18 protein-coding genes are annotated in these 16,635 nt (G+C 68.6%); 8 read left to right on the forward strand and 10 right to left on the reverse strand.

Annotation, left to right across the window (positions count from 1 at the left end; genetic code table 11):
• The first annotated feature begins 2 nt into the window (after positions 1-2).
• The gene (locus KBZ13_RS03880) at positions 3-473 is read left to right on the forward strand and encodes a hypothetical protein (protein WP_255006494.1); all 471 of its coding nucleotides are present in this window, start codon (positions 3-5) and stop codon (positions 471-473) included.
• On the opposite strand, the gene KBZ13_RS03885 is transcribed toward KBZ13_RS03880, so the two are convergent.
• Positions 415-2,868, reverse strand: a complete 2,454-nt coding sequence (locus KBZ13_RS03885) for a cation-translocating P-type ATPase (RefSeq protein WP_255006496.1) — start codon at positions 2,866-2,868, stop codon at positions 415-417. The genes KBZ13_RS03880 and KBZ13_RS03885 overlap by 59 nt on opposite strands.
• Positions 2,869-2,957: 89 nt before the next feature.
• Between KBZ13_RS03885 and KBZ13_RS03890 the strand changes: the two genes are divergently transcribed.
• On the forward strand, positions 2,958-4,835 hold the full coding sequence (locus KBZ13_RS03890; protein WP_255006498.1) for an APC family permease: 1,878 nt from the start codon (positions 2,958-2,960) through the stop codon (positions 4,833-4,835).
• Positions 4,836-4,955: 120 nt separating this feature from the next.
• On the opposite strand, the gene KBZ13_RS03895 is transcribed toward KBZ13_RS03890, so the two are convergent.
• Positions 4,956-5,759, reverse strand: coding sequence for an outer membrane protein (locus tag KBZ13_RS03895; RefSeq protein ID WP_255006500.1), 804 nt, complete (start codon positions 5,757-5,759; stop codon positions 4,956-4,958).
• Positions 5,760-5,933: 174 nt separating this feature from the next.
• Here KBZ13_RS03895 and KBZ13_RS03900 point away from each other — a divergent pair, with 174 nt between their 5' ends.
• Positions 5,934-6,185, forward strand: a complete 252-nt coding sequence (locus tag KBZ13_RS03900) for an acetyltransferase (protein WP_255006502.1) — start codon at positions 5,934-5,936, stop codon at positions 6,183-6,185.
• 55 nt (positions 6,186-6,240) lie between these two features.
• On the opposite strand, the gene KBZ13_RS03905 is transcribed toward KBZ13_RS03900, so the two are convergent.
• Both KBZ13_RS03905 and cysK read right to left on the reverse strand, forming a co-directional pair.
• A complete protein-coding gene (locus KBZ13_RS03905; RefSeq protein ID WP_255006504.1) occupies positions 6,241-6,720 on the reverse strand; it encodes a CAAD domain-containing protein in 480 nt (159 codons plus the stop codon).
• 9 nt (positions 6,721-6,729) lie between these two features.
• A complete protein-coding gene (gene cysK / locus KBZ13_RS03910; RefSeq protein ID WP_255006506.1) occupies positions 6,730-7,710 on the reverse strand; it encodes a cysteine synthase A in 981 nt (326 codons plus the stop codon).
• Positions 7,711-7,853: 143 nt separating this feature from the next.
• On the opposite strand from cysK, the gene KBZ13_RS03915 reads away from it, so the two are divergent.
• The 4 genes from KBZ13_RS03915 to KBZ13_RS03930 are packed head-to-tail and all read left to right on the forward strand — an operon-like array spanning position 7,854 to position 9,976.
• Positions 7,854-8,375 carry a MotA/TolQ/ExbB proton channel family protein gene (locus KBZ13_RS03915; protein WP_255006508.1) on the forward strand — a complete coding sequence of 174 codons (522 nt, stop codon included), beginning with the start codon at positions 7,854-7,856 and terminating at the stop codon, positions 8,373-8,375.
• On the forward strand, positions 8,372-8,725 hold the full coding sequence (locus tag KBZ13_RS03920; protein ID WP_255006514.1) for a hypothetical protein: 354 nt from the start codon (positions 8,372-8,374) through the stop codon (positions 8,723-8,725). Before KBZ13_RS03915 ends, KBZ13_RS03920 begins: the two co-directional genes overlap by 4 nt.
• Entirely contained in the window at positions 8,722-9,114 is a 393-nt protein-coding gene (locus KBZ13_RS03925; protein WP_255006516.1) for an ExbD/TolR family protein, read from the forward strand. The genes KBZ13_RS03920 and KBZ13_RS03925 overlap by 4 nt, the downstream gene beginning before the upstream one ends.
• A 34-nt stretch (positions 9,115-9,148) precedes the next feature.
• The gene (locus KBZ13_RS03930) at positions 9,149-9,976 is read left to right on the forward strand and encodes a hypothetical protein (RefSeq protein ID WP_255006519.1); all 828 of its coding nucleotides are present in this window, start codon (positions 9,149-9,151) and stop codon (positions 9,974-9,976) included.
• A 201-nt stretch (positions 9,977-10,177) separates the two neighbouring features.
• Here the strand turns inward: KBZ13_RS03930 and KBZ13_RS03935 are convergent, their stop codons facing one another.
• From KBZ13_RS03935 to KBZ13_RS03960, 6 genes are read right to left on the reverse strand one after another with little or no spacing between them, the layout of a single operon-like run.
• The gene (locus KBZ13_RS03935; RefSeq protein WP_255006522.1) at positions 10,178-11,692 is read right to left on the reverse strand and encodes a GMC oxidoreductase; all 1,515 of its coding nucleotides are present in this window, start codon (positions 11,690-11,692) and stop codon (positions 10,178-10,180) included.
• Positions 11,693-11,704: 12 nt separating this feature from the next.
• Complete coding sequence (locus KBZ13_RS03940; RefSeq protein WP_255006524.1) at positions 11,705-12,322, reverse strand: heme-copper oxidase subunit III; 618 nt, start codon at positions 12,320-12,322, stop codon at positions 11,705-11,707.
• On the reverse strand, positions 12,319-14,010 hold the full coding sequence (locus KBZ13_RS03945; protein ID WP_255006531.1) for a cbb3-type cytochrome c oxidase subunit I: 1,692 nt from the start codon (positions 14,008-14,010) through the stop codon (positions 12,319-12,321). The genes KBZ13_RS03940 and KBZ13_RS03945 overlap by 4 nt, the downstream gene beginning before the upstream one ends.
• Before the next feature lie 3 nt (positions 14,011-14,013).
• Positions 14,014-14,970 (reverse strand): cytochrome c oxidase subunit II, encoded by a 957-nt coding sequence (locus KBZ13_RS03950; RefSeq protein WP_255007121.1) that lies wholly within the window; start codon positions 14,968-14,970, stop codon positions 14,014-14,016.
• The gene (locus KBZ13_RS03955) at positions 14,970-15,557 is read right to left on the reverse strand and encodes a DUF2231 domain-containing protein (protein WP_255006533.1); all 588 of its coding nucleotides are present in this window, start codon (positions 15,555-15,557) and stop codon (positions 14,970-14,972) included. Before KBZ13_RS03955 ends, KBZ13_RS03950 begins: the two co-directional genes overlap by 1 nt.
• Positions 15,557-16,054, reverse strand: coding sequence for a DUF2231 domain-containing protein (locus tag KBZ13_RS03960; protein ID WP_255006535.1), 498 nt, complete (start codon positions 16,052-16,054; stop codon positions 15,557-15,559). The genes KBZ13_RS03955 and KBZ13_RS03960 overlap by 1 nt, the downstream gene beginning before the upstream one ends.
• A gap of 131 nt (positions 16,055-16,185) precedes the next feature.
• Between KBZ13_RS03960 and KBZ13_RS03965 the strand changes: the two genes are divergently transcribed.
• A complete protein-coding gene (locus KBZ13_RS03965) occupies positions 16,186-16,626 on the forward strand; it encodes an HdeD family acid-resistance protein (protein ID WP_315859596.1) in 441 nt (146 codons plus the stop codon).
• The last annotated feature ends 9 nt before the right edge of the window (positions 16,627-16,635 follow it).

The following is a 16,635-nucleotide window of genomic DNA, read 5'->3' on the forward strand; positions in this document are numbered from 1 at the left end:
CCGTGGAATCGCCAGGCGCCCCTCCCGCCATCGACCATGCGCTGCGGCTGCGCAGCCTCTGGATCAGCTGGTTCCTGGCCATGCTGTTCCACACCGATCTGGGCTTGATGCCCCTGTTCCACGGCCAGTCCGTGGAGATCGAAAGCCATGTGGCCAGCGCCAACCTGCCGGCGCTGTTCGCGGCGATGCTGGCCTACATGCTGGTGCCCCTGGCGGCGCTGGTGCTGATCGCCTACGGCGCCAGCAGCCCCCCGGGCCAAAAGCGGTGGCGGCGCTGGCGGGCCTTGCACTTCGGCCTGAGCGTGCTCTACACGCTCACCAACCTCGGGCACATGTTGGCGGACATCCTGATCCCCGATGCCCGCGCCGATCAGATCGTGCTCATGGGAGTGATGGTGGTGATCGGCCTGCTGATCAACCATGAGGCCTGGCTCTGGTGGCAGCCGAGGCGGTGGAGATCAGGGCCAGGCTGAGGGCGGCCACCGCCGATCCCGTGGCCATCAGGCCCCAGTTGAAGGGGGCCAGCACCAGCAGCTGGCGCAGGGGCGCCCAGCCCAGGACCAGCGCCCAGAGAAGCAGGCCGGAGCCCGCCACCGCCGCTGTGACCAGGCGGTCCCCGCCCTCAGCGCCATCGGGCGAGGGGCCCGTGGACGCGGGAAGGCGTACCCGGTTGATCCACACCAGGCCGCCACTGGAGAGCAGCAGCACCGAGATCACCAGGCTGCGGCGCTCCAGCAGGTCTCCCCCCAGGGGCCAGCCCAGGGCCAGGGCCAGCACCACCACCAGCAACAGACCGCCCTGGATCAGGGCCAGGCGCCAGGCCGCCGCTCCGAACAGGGGGGCCTGCAGGGAGCGGGGCGGCCGGCGCATCTGCGCAGGATCCCCTGGCTGGGCCTCGAAGGCCCCGGTGCAGGCCGGCTCGATCACCAGATGCAGCAGGGCGATGTGCACCGGCAACAGCAGCAGGGGCTGGCCCGGCACCAGCAACGGAATCAGCCCCAGGGCGGCGATGGGCAGGTGCACCGCCAGGGTGTAGGCCAAGGCGCGGCCCAGGTTGGCGTAGACCCGCCGTCCCATGGCCAGGGCCTCCACCAGGTCGGCGAAGGCATCGTTGAGCAGCACCAGATCGGAGGCCTCCCGCGCCACGGCGGTGCCGCGCCGGCCCATGGCCACACCGATGTCGGCGGCCCGCAGGGCGGGGCCGTCATTGACCCCGTCGCCGCCCATGGCCACCACCTCGCCGGCGGCCTGCAGCGCCTGCACCAGGGCCAGCTTCTGCTCAGGCCGCACCCGGGCGAACACGTTCACCTCCTTCGCCGCCGCCGCCAGTTCAGAGGGGGCGAGCTGGTCCAGCTGATCACCGCAGAGCACCGCGCCGGCCCCCAGGCCTGCCTGCTCGGCGATCGCCCGGGCCGTGGTGGGCCCGTCGCCGGTGATCATCACCACCCGCACCCCGGCCGCCTGGGCCCGGGCCACGGCGGCGGGCACATCGGCGCGCAGGGGATCGGCCAGGCCGATCAGCCCCAGCGGCTCGAACAGGTAGTCGTGGAGAAGCTCCGGGGGCAGATCCCCCGCCTTGAGGCCATCGGGATGCAGGTGTTGCGGGAGCCCCTGCAAGCCGCGGGCCACCGCCAGCACCCGCAGACCCCCGGCGGCGAGCCGATCGGCCTCCCGCAGGAACGCCTCAGCCACAGGCCCTGCCAGATGGCACAGCTCACTCACCGCCTCGGGCGCCCCCTTGGCCGCCAACTGCCAGCCGCTGGCGGGATCGCGCCAGAGGCGCGAGAAGACCAGAAGATCGGGGCTGAGGGGGTACTCCCGCTCCAGGGGCCAGTCCCCGTGAAGGTGCTCGGTGCCCTGCAATTGGCCCTGGGCCAGACGAACGATCGCCTGCTCCATGGCATCCACCGGGTTCGGCCGACTGGCAAGCACCGCCAGCTCCAGCAACGGATGGAAGGGTTCGCCGAGCTGCTCCTGTGCCGTCGACCCGCCAATCAGCTCGGGCCATCGCGCCAGCTCGGGCCAGGTGATCAGCGCGTTCACGGCCATGCGGTTCTCGGTGAGGGTGCCGGTCTTGTCGACCGCCAGCACCGTGGCGCTGCCGAGGCTCTCCACCGCCGCCGGCCAGCGGGCCAGCACGCCGCCGCGGGCCAGACGCAGGGCCCCCAGGGCCAGGAACAGCGACAGCACCACGGGAATTTCATTGGGCAAGACCGCCAGCGCCAGGGCCAGGCCCGCCAGCAGCGCCTGGGGCCAGTCGCCGCTGCTGGCCCCGTTCAACGCCGTCAGCAGGGCGCAGAGGGCCAGGGCCATCACCGTGAGCCGCTGGGTCAGGCGCCGGGTCTGGCGCTGCAGCCGGGTGGGGGGCGCCTTCAAGGTGGCCAGGCTGGAGCCAAGGCGCCCCAGGGCCGTGGCTCCACCCACCGCCTCGACCCGAACCACCCCGCGCCCACCGGCCACAAGGGTGCCGGCGCGCACCGGCGCACCAGGCTCCAGCCGCGGCACCGGCAACGACTCCCCGGTCAGCAGGGATTCATCGAGACTCAAACCAAGGCTCTCCACCACCGCCCCATCGGCCGCCACCCGATCCCCCTCGTCCAGGAGCAGCCAATCGCCCACCTGCACCTGCTCCACGGGAATCCGCAGCTCGTCTCCGTTGCGACGCACCCGCGCCTGGGGGGCCGAGAGGGCCGCCAGGGCGGCCAGGGCCTTGCGGCTGCGCTGCTGCTGGACCCCATCGAGCAGGGAGATGAAGGCCACGAACGCCAGCAGCACCACAGCATCGGTGGGCTCTCCGATCAGGCCGTAGAGGACGGCGCAGGCCAGCAGCAACAGATTGGTGGGCTCCAGCACGCTCAGCCACCCCATCCCGGCTGGCTCAGCATGGCGCCAAGAACGGGAACCGACGGCAGAGGTAGCGTTGCTCTTCTTGTCTCCAGCGGGCTCTCCGCATCTGCATGCCGCAGTCGCTGTTCGAGAGCCTGAAGCGCTCGCTGGTGGGGGATCCGCTGCCCACCAGTGCCCATGGCGAGGAACGGCTCAACAACGCCGAAGCGCTCGCGATCCTCAGCTCCGATGCCCTCTCCTCGGTGGCCTACGCCACCCAGGAGATCGTGCTGGTGCTGGGCGCGGCCGGCGCCGCTGCCCTGGGCTTCACCCTGCCGATCACCGGGCTGATCGTGCTGCTGATGGTGGTGGTGGCGATGAGCTACCGCCAGACCATCAAGGCCTACCCCCAAGGGGGTGGCTCCTACCGCGTCTCCCACGAGAACCTGGGCCCCCTGCCCGGTCTGGTGGCCGGAGCCTCGCTCTCGATCGACTACGTGCTCACCGTGGCGGTGAGTGTGGCGGCGGGCATCTCCGCCCTCACCTCCTATTTCCCCGTGCTGGAAGCCGAGCGGGTGCCGCTGTGCCTGCTCGCGGTCGTGCTGCTGATGGTGGCCAACCTGCGTGGCCTGCGCTCCAGCGCCAAGCTCATGAGCCTGCCCACCTACCTGTTCATGGTCACGATCTTCGTTCTGATCGTGGGCGGGCTGGTGAAGGTGGGCCAGGGTGAACTCGCCGCCCTTCCGGAGGCCGAGCAGAGCCTGAAGCTGGCCCAGGCCCATGGCAAGGAAACGCTGGCCATGGGCAGCTTGCTGCTGATGCGGGCCTTCAGTTCCGGCTGCGCCGCCCTGACCGGGATCGAGGCGATCAGCGACAGCGTCATGGCGTTCAGGCCGGTGGAATGGCGCAATGCCCGGCGCGTGCTGACGGTGATGGTGCTGCTGCTGGCGAGCATGTTCACCGGCATCAGTGCCCTGGCGCACCAATTAGGAGTCGTCTACCGGGAGAACGGACCAACGTTGCTCTATCAGATCGGCCAGGCGGTGTTCGGAAACGGCCCGCTGCTGTTCGTGCTGCAGCTCGCCACCCTGCTGATTCTGCTGTTGGCGGCCAACACCGCCTACGCCGATTTTCCCCGCCTCTCGGCCTTCCTGGCCCAGGACGGCTACATGCCCCGCCAGTTGGCCTCGCTGGGGGACCGGCTGGTGTTCAGCAACGGCATCTTGATGCTCAGCGCCCTGGCGGGCGCGCTGGTGGTGATCTTCGGCGGCAGCGTCAGCCGCCTGATCCCCCTGTATGCCGTGGGGGTGTTCACCAGCTTCACCCTCTCCCAGGCCGGCATGGTGGTGCACTGGTGGAAGGAGAAAGGCAAGGGCTGGCTGGGCAAGGCCCTGGTCAACGGCTTCGGCAGCCTGGTCACGGCGGTGGTGTCGGCGGTGCTGCTGTTCAGCAAGTTCACCCAGGGGGCCTGGCTGGTGGTGGTGGCCGTGCCCCTGGTGGTGGGGCTGTTTCTGACCATCAAGGCCCACTACCTCCAGGTGGCCAAGCGTTTACGGATGGCGGGCGACGTGCAGCTGCACCTGCCCGATCCGCCGGCCACCGGCGGGGCTCCGGTGGTGGTGCTGGTGGGCCAGTTGCACCGGGGCAGCTTCGAGGCGATTCGCTACGCCCGCAGCATCGCCGGAGAATTGGTGGCCGTTCATGTGGACCTGGGGCTGGGCAAGGCCGACGCCTTCCGCGATCAATGGCAGCGCCAGCTGCCCCAGGTGCCGCTCGTGGTGCTGGAGTCGCCCTTCCGGTCGCTGCAGGCTCCGGTGCTGGATTTCGTGCATCAGTTCGAAATCGACCACCGCAAGGACCGCGACAAGTTCTGCACGGTGGTGCTGCCGGTGTTCGTCACCCGCCACCGCTGGGAGAACCTGCTGCACAACCAGTCCACGATTTCCCTGCGCAGCGCCCTGCGCCGCCAGGGCACCCGGGTGGTGACCACGGTGGGCTTCTATCTCTGAAGCGTTCACAGGCCAGGGGCTGCCACTGAGCCCTGCTGAGCTGAGCGCCCATGAAAAAGGGAGCGGTGCCAGGCACCGCTCCTGAACTTGCCTCTGGCCCCTGTGGGCCTGGGGCTGGATTCACCAGAGGCCGCGGATGGGCTGGGGTGCGGGAGCGACGTAGGGCTCGGGCTGGGGGGTGGGAGCCACGTAGGGGGCGGGAGCCGGCTCGGGCTGAACGGCCACGGGGGCTGCTGGAGCACCACCGAAACGGAAGCGGGCACCGAGCTTGGCGCCCCAGTTGTTGGTGGAGCCGTAGTTGACGTCGGAGCCGTCGAAGCTCGTGGCGCCCTGATACACGCCTTCCAGGAACACATCGGTGTTGCGGCTGGCGGCGTAGGTGACGCCCACCTTGGCCTGATAGCCGAACAGGCCTTGGTTGTCACTGCTGGTGCGGCCCAGCGGGGTGTTGATGCTGGGGGTGCTGAGGTTGGTGTAGCCGATGCCGCCGCCGATGTAGGGGGTCCAACGGCTGTTGGTGGTGATGTCCCAGTAGGCGCTGGCAAGCACGTCGTTCTTGTTGACGATGCCCGAGCTGTCGGCACTGCCGAAGCCATCCACGCTGATCCGATTGACGCTGCTGCGGCTGTAGCCATAGGTGAGCTCGGTGCGGATGGCGCCGAAGTCGTAGCCGATGCCGGCCTCACCGGAGAAGCCACCACCCTGCTCGATGTTGCCACTCAGGGGGAAATTGCGGGCATCCCAGCTCAGGTCCTGGGGCCAGCTGGCACCGAGGCCAATGGTGGCGTACCAGCCGGTGACGTTCGAATAGGACGCGGGAGTGGTGCCCCATTCCTGGGCGCTGGCGGGCTGGGCGGCGAGGGTGCCGCCGATCAGGGCGCCACCGGCACCGAGCAGAAGCAAAGCCTGAAGAGAGGTACGCATGGAAAGGTCCAGAACGGTTCTGTTCTCCTTGTATCGAGGTTTACAGCCCCTGACCGGGGCAACAGTGTCACTGGAAGCGCTGTCACAATCGCGACATAAAACGGTTGGTTTCGAATCCCTTCGCCCCCCCTGCGGCGTCCGTAAAACCAGAGCAGAGCGTTGGAGGCCCAAGCCATGTTTCTCAAACTGAGCCAGGACGGCAGCCTGGTGGAGCTGTTGGAGCCCGCCCAGCTCTGGGATCCGTTCATCCTTGTGCTGCAGGGCCGCCTGCATGCGGGGGAGGAACTGCAGGATCCCCAGGGCTTCGCCAAATCCGAGCTGCGCTTCCTCTCGGATGAGCCCCTGCCCCGCTGCTGGCAGGACCCAGGCTTTCACGCGGCCCTGGGCAAGAAGCTGGCCAGACCAGCCGGCCTGACCACGGCCTGAGCCCGGGCGACTGGCCCCAGGCGACTGGCCCCGGGCGACTGGAGGGAGCCGCGGCTCAACCGAGCAGTTGCTTGCGCAACTTGCGGATGCGCACCAGCAGTTCGGCGCGGTTGCGCTGACGCAGGGCAAGGCGGGCCAGGAACCCCAGCACGCTCACCACCCCCACCAGCTCCAACAGCCCCCCCACCAGGGGAACCTCATCGATGGCTGAAAGGGTGGCCCCGGTGATGCGCAACAGGAGCACCGCCACCACCGCCAGTGCCAGCACCTGCAGGACCGGCAGGAGATCCCGCAGGGAGCTCAGCTGGAGCGAGCTGATCTGACGCAGGAGCTCCCGCACCACCGGGTAGGGCAGCCCCGCCCCAGGGGCAGGGGCCGGCCCCGCCGAGGGGGGCTCGGGGAAAACGTCCGGAGTCGCCGCGACGGGCACCAGGGGACCCTCCTCCGCCAGGGGAATCGAGAGAATCAAGCGTTCGGGAGCCGGGGCCTCGCCAGGCTCCCCGCCGGCGGGGGCGGGATCGGAGAAGGGCAGCACCACGGGCTTTCAGACGGCCGCCAGGCCCTTCTCGTTGAAGACCCCTTCAAACAGCACCGAGCTGAGGTAGCGCTCGCCGGAATCAGGAAGGACCACCACGATCGTCTTGCCGGCGTAGGCGGGTTCCTGGGCCAGGCGCACCGCAACGACCGTGGCTGCCCCGCAGGAGATGCCCGCCAGGATGCCCTCCTCACGGGCGAGACGCCGAGCCATGGCGACGGCTTCCTCGTCGCTCACCTGCTCGATCCGGTCCACCAGATCGAGATCGAGGTTGTCCGGCACGAAACCGGCGCCGATGCCCTGGATCTTGTGGGGACCGGGCTTGATCGGCTCACCCGCCTTGGTCTGGCTGATCACCGGGCTGTTGATCGGCTCAACGGCCACGGACACCAGGGGCTTGCCCAGGGTGTGCTTGATGTAGCGGCTGACGCCGGTGATGGTGCCGCCGGTGCCCACCCCGGACACGAACACGTCGACATCGCCATCGGTCTGCTCCCAGATCTCCGGGCCGGTGGTGTCGTGGTGCACCTGGGGATTGGCGGGATTGGCGAACTGCTGCAGCAGCACGTAGCGATCGGGGTCGGAGGCGGCGATGGCCTGGGCTCGGGAGACCGCACCGCTCATGCCCAGGCGGCCTTCGGTGAGCTCCAGGTGGGCCCCGTAGGCGGTGAGCAACTTGCGCCGTTCGAGGCTCATCGTCTCCGGCATCGTCAAGGTGAGCCGGATGCCGCGGGAGGCGGCGACGAAGGCCAGGGCGATGCCGGTGTTGCCGCTGGTGGGCTCGATCAGTTCCTTGCCGGGGCCGAGCAGCCCATCCTTTTCGGCCTGCCAGATCATCGCCGCCCCGATGCGGCACTTGACCGAATAGGCGGGGTTGCGGCCTTCAATCTTGGCCAGCACCCGCGCCTGGGCGTCGCCGACGACGCGGTTGAGCTGCACCAGGGGGGTGTGGCCGATGCTCAGGCTGTTGTCAGCGAAGACGGCGCCCATCAAATGGTCGTGGTAGGTGAGCGCACCCTAAGGGAGCCCTCCGGCTCGGGCCAAGACCGGCTGTCAAGTCAGGCAGACACCACCTGCAGGCGTTGCGGAGCCGTACATTTCAGCGATTCCGGTCCCGCAAGGAGTCGCCAGCGATGGGCCTCAGCGCACTGCAGCACGGTGGAGCGGCGGTGCTGCCACTGCTGCTGCTGTCGATCGTGGTCGTGGCCATCGGGATCGATCGGGCCCGTTACTGGAAGGTTCAGGGCCTCGGCCCGGCCCGGGCCGAACGGCTGCTGGCGGAGGCGCTCCAGGGCAGCTCGGACCCTGGCCAGTCACGGCTGCGTCAGGAGCTGCTGCTGCGCCAACTGGAACGCCAGGGCGCCAGCGGCGAAGCCGTGCTGGAAGCCGCCGCTGTGATCGGCCCCCTGCTGGGCCTGATCGGCACCGTTGCCGGGCTGATCCGGGCCCTGGCGGAGCTGGGCCCCCAGCTGGTGCTGCCCAGCGGCGGCGCCAGCCTGACCAGCTACTCCCAGGTGCTGGTGAGCACTCTGCTGGGGCTGGTGGTGGCCTTGATCGCCACCGTGGTGCTGCGCACCAACCGGGGCCTGCGCCTGCGGCAGCGGCAGCAGCTCGAAACCGCCGGCTTGCGCCTCGCCCTGGAGGCTCAGCCGTGAGCCCGCCGCTGTTCGCCCTCACCGGCCTCACCCTGGTGTTGCTGACGGCTGTGGCGACCGTGCCGGAGCTGCTGCGGGCGAACGAGCCCAGGGTGAACCTGCCTCCAGCCAAGGAGACCCGCGCTCCCTGGGTGGTGGTGCGCTCCGGGGGCGGCCGCTGGTTTCTCAATGGATCTCCGATCGAGGCTGGGGCCCTGGTCGCCAACCTGAACACCGCTCCACCGGGGGGAACGGTGCGCTTCCTGGCCTCCTCGGCCCTGGCCACCGGCGAGGTGAGCCGCTCCCTGGCCTGGCTGCGCCGGCAAAGCCGCCAGCCGGTGCTGCTGGAGCTCGCCCAGAACCCGCGATGAGCCCCTTCAACCCCACGGTCAACAGCGCCACCGGCGCTACCGGGAGCCTCGATGGCCTTGCCTACGGGGCCCTCTCCACGGCCCTGGTCCTGCTGGCGGCGGGGCTCCTGGTGGTGCCCCAGCTCCTCGCCCTGCGGCCCGCCCACAGGGGGGTGGTGGCGCTGCACCTGGCCGCTGACGGCGGCCTGCGGCTCTGGAACCGCCCGATCACCCCCCAGCAGCTGCCCCAGGTGTTGCGGGAGGCTGGTCGGATCAGCCCCAAAGCCCGGATCCGGCTGATCCCTGACCCCGCCACCCCCTGGGGGGTGGTGCAGTCCGTTCTTCCCATGCTCGAACTCGGTGTCCTTCCTTTCGAAGTTCAACTTCCCCGATCCCCGGCCCAACCTTGAGCGCTTCGTCCCGCGGTCTTGGGCCGCTCGGCTCATGGCGGCCAAGCCCTCACCGGCGTTAATGGCCCGTTGGCCCGGGCCCTGGCGTGCCCTGGCCCTGCCCGTGGGCGTCGCCGTGGCGCTCCATGCCCTGGGGCTTGCGGGGGCCACCCTGGTCGAGTCCAGGCGCCCCACGCCGGCGCTGCTCACCAGCGGCGACGACACCCCGGAACTGTTGCGCTTCAGCCGCCGTGCCAGCCAGGTGTCGGGCCAGCTCACGAGCCAGGGCCAAGCTCCGAACCTGAGCCTGGTGCCCTTGCCCCTGGACAGCACCCTGCCGCCACCGCCCCCCGACCTGGCCTTCCTGGGCCAGGCCGGGGGACCCCCCGGCGGCAAAGCCGCCAAGGGCGGCGCCCGAGTCGCTTCCCCCAAATCAGCCAGCGGATCCCCAGCGCCCACGGCGCCGCCCCCCCTGCGCCTGGGAGAGCTGGTGACGGCGGAGCGGGCTTCCCTGGAGGGACTTCCCAGCGATCCGCTTGTCGCCTTCAAGCTCGCCGCTGCCCTCGCCGCCCGTTCGGACAGCGCGGTCGACTCCCCGGTCCCCGACAAAGCCGCCGAAGCGATCGCCCGGCGCCAGCTCAAGCTGACCGCTGGCGGCGAAAAACCCTTCCTGCTGCTCTGGAAACAGGCACGTCCCCTGACCGGGCGCCCAGCGGCCCTGGAGGAACTGCCCGAAGGGGTGGAGGTGCGCAGCCTGAGTCTGGCCGCCGTGCGCCGTCAGGGTCTGAGGCAACCCCACGGCCTCTCGATCAGTTACGGAACAAGCCTGCTGCTGCTATGGGTGGAGGGCGAGGAGCTCTGGCTGATCCAGCAAAAGAGCTGAAGCGTCGCCGACCTCCTTAGGTTGCAGGTGTTGACTCGATCCGATGGGGATCTCCCTGGTGGTGCGCTGGCAGGCCGGTTCAGGGCAGCCCCTGGCTCTCGGTGCTGATCCCCGCCCGCGATGAGGAGCGCACAGTGCCCCACCGGCTGCTTCGGCTGCTGGCCGCCCTGCGGCTCTACAGGTGAGGCCGCTCCAGGGAGCTCAGAGCACCCGTTTGAGGTGCTCCGCCAGCCGCAGGGCCAGGGCGATCACCGTGAGCCCGGGCCCGACGCTGGGGCAGCTCGGGAACACGCTGGCATCGGCCATGTAGAGGTTCACCAGCTGATGGCTCCTGCCGTGGAGATCCACCACGGAGGCGGTGGGATCGCTGCCCATGCGGGCGGTGCCGCAGGCGAAGCCCAGCACCGCCAGCGGCGACTCGCCGCGGGGATGAAGCGGAAAGGCCCGCACCACCGTGGTGGCGGGGTCCGCTTCCAGGGCCTTGATCGTGGACAGCCAGCGGTAGACGAGACGGTCGTGGGCCTCGCGGTTGTTGGCGGTGTAGGTGATCTGCACGCCCTCGCCCCGCAGGCTCACCCGGTTGGCGGGATCGGGCCTGACGCCGCTGCTGGCCCACCAGCTCACCGTGCGCACCGCCAGCTGCTCCAGCACGGCCTTGGGCAAAAGCCGCGTGACCAAGGAAAGCAGGGGCGGCGATTCGGCGAACAGCGGATCCTGGAGCACACCGCCACCGTTGCGGATCTGCCCCAACGGCACGCACACGTTCTTGTCGCCCCAGTAGTAGTCGTTGATGGCCAGACCACAGCCGTAGCGGCCGGAATCGGGCTGGGCCGCCAACTGCAGGATCGAGGAGAGCTGGGGCTTCATCAGGTTGCGGCCCACCTGGCCCGAACCGTTGGCCAGCCCATCGGGATGCTGGTCGTTGTGGGAGCGCAGCAGCAGAGCAGCGGTGTTGATCGCACCGGCCGCCAGGACCACCACATGGCCGTTGAACAGCCAGTTCTGGCCGTCGATCTCCGCCTGCACCCCCTTGACCTCGCGGCCACTGGGGTTGACGTGCAGCCGCGTCACCCGGGCCCCCGTGCGCAGGGTCACCCGTTGGGAGGCCACGGCCCCATCCACCCCGAAGCGCTCGGCGTCGCCGCTGGGATCAAGCTGCGACATCGACCAGCTGATCGGAGGGTCATAGGCGGTGACACCGAGGCGGGCCAGGTCGGTGCGCAGGCTCTCGAGGATCGGTTCAAGCGGCCGGGGTGGATGCAGATACTCCCCCGTGCGCGGCGGCTCGGTGGGGTCGACGCCCTGGCGCCCGTGCACCCGATAGAGCCGTTCGGCGCGGTCGTAGTGGGGGGCTAGATCGGCGTAGCTGAGCTCCCAGCCCGCACAGGAACCATCGAGATGGCGCTGGGGGGCGAAGTCCCGCTCGCGGAAGCGCTCGAGCACCCCACCCCAGATCTTGGTGTTGCCCCCGAGGGCGTAGATCATCTGGGGCGGAAAGGGATCGCCATCGGTGCCGAACCACTGCTCGCCGGGGTGATAGCGGGTGTTGCGGATCAGATCGACATCCGCCAGGTTCTGATCGGTCAGGGCCATGGCGCCGCCCCGTTCCAGCACCAGCACGCTCTTGCCGCTCTCAGCCAGGGCTCCCGCCAGGGTGCCGCCGCCGGCGCCGGTGCCGATCAGGATCAGGTCATAGGTGTGGTCGTCGATGATCACGGCATCACTCCTTCAGCGCCAGACGTAGAGGAGCAGAAACAGCGCGATCCAGATCACATCGACGAAGTGCCAGAACAAGGAGGCGGCCACCACTCCCTGCTCACCGCCGTCGTAGTTGCCGGGAAGAAACGACCTCACCAGCATCAGGGCCATCAGCAGCACCCCCGTGGCCACGTGCAGGCCATGGAAGCCCGTGAGCAGGTAGAAGGTGCCGCCGAAGGTGCCGGAGGTGAAGCCGAAGCTCAGGGATTGCCATTCCAGCGCCTGGCCGTAAAGGAAGTAGGCCCCCATGGCCATGGTCAGCAGCCAGAAGGCGCGGAAGCCCCAGAGGGAACCGCGGTGCTTGAACCACTCCGCCAGAACGATCGTGCCCGAACTCGACACCAGGACCACCGAGTTGATCAGGGGGGTGCGCCACTCGAGCCCCTCCACCCCCGGCGGCAGCCAGTCACTGGCCGAGAGCTTCAAGACGGCGTAGCCGCTGAAGAAGGCCAGAAAGATGACACTCTCTGAGCACAGAAAAATGATGAACCCCGTGAGTGTGTGATTGCCATGGGCGGCATGGCCGCCATGGGATGGGGCAGCTTCGAGGGAGGCGGAGGCCTCAGCTGGAGCGGGAGTGGAACTCATGCCCTCACCGCCAGCAGCGCCAGGGCCTGCTCAATCTCCTCCTGGTGCTCCACCAGGGGCCTGCCGGTGCCGTAGCCGTAGGGCGCACTGATCACCGTGGGCACATCATCCTCGAAGTTCTCCAATGGCGGCGGCGAGGGCAGCAGCCACTCCAGACCGATCGCCCGCCAGGGGTTGGCGCCGGCGCGCTCGCCGCGCACCACCGAGCTGACCATGTTGATCAGGAAGGGAATGATCGAGACCCCCAGCAGGAAAGCGCCGAGGCTGGCGAGCACGTTCCAGAAGGCGAACTCCGGGTCGTAGGAGGACACCCGCCGTGGCATGCCCATCAACCCCAGGGGGTGCATGGGCAGGAAGTTGAGGTTGGCGCCCACAAACGTGAGCAGGCAGTGGAGCTTGCCGAGGCCCTCGTAGGGCATGCGGCCGGTGAACTTGGGAAACCAGTGGTAGATCGCCGCGAAGATGCCCATCACGGCGGCGCCGTAGATCACGTAGTGGAAATGGCCCACCACGAAGTAGGTGTTGTTGACGTGGATGTCGATCGGCACCGTGGCCAGCATGATGCCGGTGATGCCGGCAAACACGAAGTTGACCAGCCCCCCCAGGCAGAACAACATCGGTGTGGTGAGCTGCAGCTTGCCGCCCCAGAGCGTGGCCAACCAGGCGAACACCTTCACGCCGGTGGGTACGGCGATCAGCATCGTGGTGACCATGAACAGATCGCGCATCCACTGGCTCACGCCACTGGGGAACATGTGGTGCACCCACACCACTAAGCCCAGGCCCACGATCACGAACGAGGCGATCGCCACAAAGGGATAGCCGAACAGCGGCTTGCGGGCATAGACGGGAAACAGCTCCGAGAAGATGCCGAACACCGGCAGGATGATCACATACACCGCCGGATGCGAATAGAACCAGAAGAAGTGCTGATAGAGCACCGGATCACCACCGCCGGTCGGGTCGTAGAACGTGGTGCCCACGGTGAGATCGAGCAGCAGCATCACGGCGCCGCCGGTGAGCGCCGGCAGGCCGATCAGTTGGATCGTCTGGGCCGCCAGGGCCGTCCAGCAGAAGATCGGCATCCGGAACAGGCCCATCCCAGGGGCGCGCATGCGCAGGATCGTGGTCACGAAATTGAGGGCGCCCAGGATGGAAGAGATACCGGAGAGGGCCACGGCCAGGATCCAGAGGGATTCACCGTTGATCAGGTGGCCCAGGGGGTTCTGTACGCTCACCGGCGGGTAGGACCACCAGCCCGCCGAAGCCGGTCCGCCGGGGACGAAGAAGCTGGCGATCAGCACCAGCCCGAAGACGGGAAACATCCAGAACGCCACCGCATTCAGGCGCGGGAAGGCCATGTCCGGGGCGCCAATCATCACAGGGATCAGCAGGTTGTTGAGCCCGTTCAGCACCGGAAAGGTGAACAGGAACAACATGATCGTGCCGTGCATGGTGTACAGGCCGTTGTAGACCGTGCGGTCGACCAGATCGGCCGCCGGGGTGAGCAGTTCGCCCCGCATCACCATCGCCAGGAAGCCCCCGATCAGGAAGAAGGCAAAGGAGAGCACCACGTATTGGATGCCGATCACCTTGGCGTCGGTGCAGAAGCTGAAGTACCGCAACCACGACGGCGGCGATGGCTTCGGTGGAGATGGGCTGGGGCTGGTGGGGGAGAGGACGGTCATCGCTCAGGCGTCGTGGGGGAGAGAAGCGGAGCCGGGAACATTCACCAGGGGCGGCGGCGCGGGGGGCACCGTGGCCCAGCGGATTCCCCCCGCCGGCTGACGCGTGAGCCGCTCGGCCTCCTCAACGGCCAGGCTCAGGCCCGGTTGCAGGGGCTGGTGGGCGGCGGCCACGAGCCAGGAGGCGAAGGCCTCGGGGGGCTCCACCACCACATCGGCCTGGTTGGCGGCGAACCAGGCACCGCTGAACTGGGAATCCCGCAGCCGGTAGCGGCCGCTGCGGGTGGGGGTGAGCGAGAAATCGATCGCACGGCCCGGCACCACGTCCTGCTTGAGGCGGAAGGCGGGCACGTAGAAGCCATGCAGCACGTCCGGGGAGGTGAGCACGAAGGTGACGGGCTGATCCAGGGGCAGGTGCAGCTCGGTGGAGGAGACCTGCGCCCGCGGGTAGCGGAACTCCCAGGACCACTGGCGGGCGATCACCTCGATCCGCAAAGGACCCGTGTCCTCAGGCGCCCCAGGGCTGCGGTCGCTGGCCTCGATCACCGCCCCAGGGCCAACTGCAGCCCCAGCCCCAGCCGCAGCTCCAGAGCCGTGCACGTGCTCCATCGGCCCCAGCACCCCGAGCTCACGGTTCACGCGGATGCTCACCACCGCGATCGCCATCACGATCACCAGCGGAATCACCGTCCAGACGATCTCCAGCCGCGTGTTGCCCTCCATCGGCGGGCCGTCCTCCTGGTCGTACTTCTCGGCGCGGTTGAACAGCAGCACCCAGAGCAGCACCGAGAGCACCCCGAGAAACACGAAGCTGCCGATCGCGGTCTCGAGGCTGAACAGCCCATCCACCAGCGGCGCGGCATTGGAGGCCTGCACAGGGAACCAGCGGTAGGACTGCTCCCCCATCCAGAGGCTGGCGAGCACCAGTACCACCAGCCAGAGGCCAAGCAGCAGCCAACGGATCACGGCAGCGCCTCCCGCAGGTCGGCACCGGAGGCCAGCAACTGGACTGCGGTGATGTGCACCCCGAACTCCGCCGCCAGCTGGGCCCCGAGGGTGCCATGCAAACCCATGAGCACCGCGATGCCCAGGCCGGCCAGCAGGTAGCTCCATTGCACCTGGCGGCCCATGTCCTTGCGCCAGGCGAAGCGCTGGAAGCCGCGCCAGAGCGCCATCAGCGCGATCAGCAGAAGCAGGGCCACGCCGCCCACCCCATGCCAGAGCATCGTCACCTGGCTGCCGAGGCCGAAGGGGCTGAGCACCCCTTCGAGCGGTTCGGCCAGCAACATCTCATAGAAGCCACTGGCGACGGTGAAAAAGCTGAGCAGAACGCTGGCCAGCAGGTTGTACCAGCCCACATCGTGGAAGCCGGCGCGCGTGACCGGCAGGGCCAGGAAACGGAACAGCCGCTTCTCGAAGGGGTAGAGGGCGCCGATGATGTCGAAGCCGATGGCGACGGCATAGAGGCCGATGCTCAGATGCACCAGGTTGGGGTGAATCGGCAGGCCGTAGGGCAGGCCGTTGGGGCCGAAGGCCAGCTCAGGACCCATCAGACCAGCCCCCGTCGCAGGGCATCCACCACCGGCACCGTGTGCAGGCCGTAGACCCAGATCAGTCGATCCCCCAGCACCACCTGCACCACCACGAGTGCGCTCAGCAACGCGCCCGCCCCGAGGAACGCCACGGGGAGTTGCTTGGGATCCCGCAGCCGGATCACGTAGCGCCAGGCCGTGAGCACCGAGAGCACTCCCGCCAGGGCCCAGCCCAGGGTGGTGTGCTGATTGAGCAGTTCCCGCGAGGCGCCGTAGGGGTTGGCCAAGCCCGCTTCGATCGAGCCAATGATGATCGCCACGAAGATGGTGGCGGTGGATACCAGCAGGTTCCAGAAACTCACCTCCAGCAGGGCCGGACGCTTGGCCACCAGGGCGATCAGATCAAACACGACCACCATCAGGGCCGAGGCGATCACGAAATGCACCACGATCGGGTGCAGCGTGTCGGGCCACGGCAGGTTGTGGTCGTTGAGGGCCGGTAGCAGCTCGAGCATGGACCGCTCCCGCCTGGTCGCGCGTTCTCTCAGTGTGTCGGCAGTCGCAGGCCACTGCGGGCAATGTCACCAAAAGGCTTCACGGTTGCGGCTCTTAGGCTGCTGCCTACTTACAACCGGCCTTCTCGATCGTGCTGCCGTTCGTCTCGGCGACGGCGCTGACGATCGCCATCGGCGGGGTGGCGATCGCCGCCGGGGTGGCCCAGTTTCTGCGGCTCACCGGCGAGGCGGAGCTGAACGGCAAGCTCTTCCGTGGCCTCTCGGGCCTCTTTTATCTGGCCACAGGCGCCTGGATCCTGATCCACCCAATCGACAGCGAGGTGAGCCTGACCCTGCTGGTGGGCCTGCTGCTGGTGTTCGAGGGGGTGATGGAGCTGGCGGGCGCCGCCTCCATTGCCGGTCAGGCGCGGGGACTGGTGATCGTCGATGGGGTGGTGACGGCGATCCTGGGCGGGCTGCTGGTGGCCGAGTGGCCGAGCGACAGCCTCTGGGCGATCGGCACCCTGTTTGGCGTGGCCCTGTTCTTCTCGGCGATCAACCTGATCACGGCACCCACCGCTCCCGCCGCCTGAACATGGGGG

The sequence above is a fragment of the Cyanobium sp. ATX 6F1 genome, assembly GCF_024346315.1.
GTDB lineage: Bacteria > Cyanobacteriota > Cyanobacteriia > PCC-6307 > Cyanobiaceae > ATX-6F1.